The sequence below is a fragment of the Mycobacterium sp. 1245852.3 genome (genome assembly GCF_001669335.1).
Taxonomy (GTDB): Bacteria; Actinomycetota; Actinomycetes; order Mycobacteriales; family Mycobacteriaceae; genus Mycobacterium; species Mycobacterium europaeum_A.
The window spans coordinates 1-2,804 of sequence record NZ_LZLL01000533.1; the positions used below are offsets into that span (position 1 = coordinate 1).

The 2,804-nt window shown below is 70.5% G+C and carries 4 protein-coding genes and 1 pseudogene; 3 read left to right on the forward strand and 2 right to left on the reverse strand.

Annotated features, from left to right (window positions below):
* Window positions 1-413 (forward strand): nitroreductase family protein (locus tag A9W96_RS24320; protein ID WP_197499630.1); only part of this gene is annotated, 413 nt, incomplete at its 5' end.
* On the opposite strand, the gene A9W96_RS24325 is transcribed toward A9W96_RS24320, so the two are convergent.
* Window positions 391-732, reverse strand: coding sequence for a YciI family protein (locus A9W96_RS24325; RefSeq protein ID WP_067143732.1), 342 nt, complete (start codon window positions 730-732; stop codon window positions 391-393). The two genes, A9W96_RS24320 and A9W96_RS24325, sit on opposite strands and share 23 nt — an antisense overlap.
* A gap of 30 nt (window positions 733-762) precedes the next feature.
* Entirely contained in the window at window positions 763-1,227 is a 465-nt protein-coding gene (locus A9W96_RS24330) for a tRNA (cytidine(34)-2'-O)-methyltransferase (protein ID WP_066872174.1), read from the reverse strand.
* A gap of 18 nt (window positions 1,228-1,245) precedes the next feature.
* Here A9W96_RS24330 and A9W96_RS24335 point away from each other — a divergent pair, with 18 nt between their 5' ends.
* Together A9W96_RS24335 and A9W96_RS24340 are read left to right on the forward strand one after the other, a co-directional pair.
* The gene (locus A9W96_RS24335; RefSeq protein ID WP_066872176.1) at window positions 1,246-1,851 is read left to right on the forward strand and encodes a bifunctional 2-polyprenyl-6-hydroxyphenol methylase/3-demethylubiquinol 3-O-methyltransferase UbiG; all 606 of its coding nucleotides are present in this window, start codon (window positions 1,246-1,248) and stop codon (window positions 1,849-1,851) included.
* Window positions 1,852-2,100: 249 nt separating this feature from the next.
* A pseudogene (locus tag A9W96_RS24340) lies at window positions 2,101-2,804 on the forward strand (ATP-binding protein); the annotation flags it as partial.

The window sequence follows — 2,804 nt, forward strand, 5'->3', positions numbered from 1 at the left end:
GCGCCCCGGGGGCCGAATACCCCGAAGGCGACACGCGGGGCGAGCGGATGGGCGCGGTCCGCGATTCCGCGACCTACCTCGCCGAGCACATGCACGAGGCACCGGTCCTGCTGATCCCGTGCCTGGAGGGCCGCCCGGACAAGTCGCCGCTGGGCGGGGTGTCGTTCTGGGCGTCGCTGTTCCCGGCGGTCTGGAGCTTCTGCCTGGCGCTGCGCTCGCGTGGACTGGGGTCGTGCTGGACGACGCTGCACCTGCTGGGCGACGGCGAGCAACGGGTCGCCGACATCCTGGGCATCCCGAACGACCGCTACAGCCAGGGCGGGCTGTTCCCGATCGCCTACACCAAGGGCACCGATTTCCGCCCGGCCAAGCGGCTGCCCGCCGACCAGGTCACGCACTGGGACGCGTGGTGACCAGCGGCCAGACTTCGACCACCCCGTGCGCGACCGCGCAGGGCGTCTGACTCACCCGCTCGATCGCCGCCTCGAGGTCATCGGTCTCGAACACCGCGAACCCCGCGATCGGCAGCTCTGAACTCATAAACGGCCCGGCCTCGACCCGCAGTCCGGCGCTGTCTGGGTTGCGCACGGCAACGGGTTCTCCGGCAATCCCGACAAGTGCGCCGGCCGCACGCAGTTCGTCGTCGCGCGTGTGCGCGGCACGCTTGCAGTCGTCGCTCGCCCGGCGGTAGCCGGCTTCGTCTCCGTAACCGATCGTGATGAAGGTAGCCATATCACTGCTGACTCGCGCGGGGCCCAGTACTCATCGGGCCCCGGCGTAGCCGTGTTGCCGCCAGGCTTCGTAGACGGCGATCGCCGCGGCGTTGGACAGGTTCAGCGAGCGCCGGCCCGCCAGCATCGGGATGCGCACCTGCCCGGTGATGTGCGGGTCGGCCAGCGTCGCGGCGTCCAGCCCGGTGGGTTCGGGACCGAACATCAACACGTCGCCGGCCCGGTAGCGCACGTCGGCGAACGAGGTGGGCGCGTGCGCGGTGAAGGCGAACACCCGCTGCGGTGACAGCGCCGCCCAGGCATCCGCCAGTGACGCGTGCACCGTGACCGACGCCAGGTCGTGGTAGTCCAGCCCGGCCCGCCGCAGCTTGGGTTCGGACAGGTCGAACCCCATCGGCTCGACCAGATGCAATTCGCAGCCCGTCGCCGCCGCCGTCCGGATGGCGTTGCCGGTATTGGGCGGGATCCGCGGCGCCAGAAACATCAGCTTGAACACAACGGGGATAATGGTCGCATGGTCGAGCAGAGCATCTGGATGCAGAAGGTCGCTGCCGATCCCGGCCATTCGCAGTGGTACATCGAGCGTTTCCGCGCGATGACCCGCGCCGGCGACGACCTGGCCGGCGAGGCCCGCTTCGTGGACGCGATGGCGCCGCGCGGCGCCCACATCCTGGACGCCGGCTGCGGGCCCGGCCGGCTGGGCGGATATCTGGCCACGGTCGGCCACCGGGTGGTCGGTGTGGACGTCGACCCGGCGCTGATCGAGGCGGCCGAACAGGACTACCCCGGGCCGCGCTGGCTGGTCGGCGACCTGGCCGAGCTGGACCTGCCGTTGCGCGGCATCGCCGAACCGTTTGACGTCATCGTCTCCGCCGGCAATGTCATGGCGTTCCTGGCGCCCAGCACCCGCATCCAGGTGCTGAGCCGGCTGCGCGCCCACGTCGCCGACGACGGCCGCGCCGCGATCGGCTTCGGCGCCGGCCGCGACTACGAGTTCGACGTGTTCCTCAACGACGCGGTCGATGCGGGCTTCGCGCCCGATCTGCTGCTGTCCACCTGGGACATGCGGCCGTTGCGCGACGACTCCGATTTCCTGGTCGCGCTGCTTCGTCCCGCCTAGGGTTGCGCGCTCGGCGGTGTTTGCCAGGGGTGGCCGCGCGGGCGCGGCGCCACCTTGGAGGGACCTGTCTGCTCAGTAACGATTCTGGTGGCCCGCGCCGCGGGCTGTCATACTCGTCGGATTGCCACACCTACACGCACACGCCTATCTGGCGCGGGGCGGGCGAAATAAAGCAGGAAGTTTCATGAGCCTCTCGTTTCTTTCAGCGCTCAGCGTCAGCGCAGCGGCCGGTCGTGCGGCCGCGATGACATGACCATGTTCACCCGCCCGACCAACCCGGCCGAGGCGGAAGTCGTCCGCCCCGCGCCGGTGGGCGGGGCGGACGCGGCGCCGGCCAAGCGGCCGCCGTCCTGGTCGCTGACCAACTGGCCGGTCGGCTGGAAGGTGCTGGCGATCGTGCTGGTCCCGCTGACATTGGCGACGGTCTTCGGGGTGCTGCGCATCAATGCCGCCATGGCCAACGCGGCCGGCCTGCGGCTGGCCGCCACCCGCGCCGACGTCGTCCCGGTCATCACCAAATACATGTCCGCGCTCGACGTCGCGCTGCTGGCCGGCTCCACCGGGCGCGACGTCGACGGCGCCAAGAAGAACTACGAGGCGCGCAAGGGCGAACTGCAGTCCAGGCTGGACGACACCGACGTCAACTCCGACGTCCGTTCCGGGGTGACCAACCTGCTCGACGGCGGGCAGATGCTGGTCAACAAGGCGGCCGACCCCGCCCTCGGTTTGCGGGAGCGGGTCACCCTCTACGCGCCGATCCTGTTGACCGCCGAGGACGTCATCAACGCCTCGGTGCGCGTCGACGACGAGAAGATCCGCGCCCAGGCGCAGGGCCTGAGCCGGGCGGTGGGCGCCCGCGGCCAGATGACGATGCAGAAAATCCTGGTCACCCGCGGGGCCGAACTGCCCGAGCCGCAGCTGCGGACCTCGATGACCACCCTGGCGGGCACCGA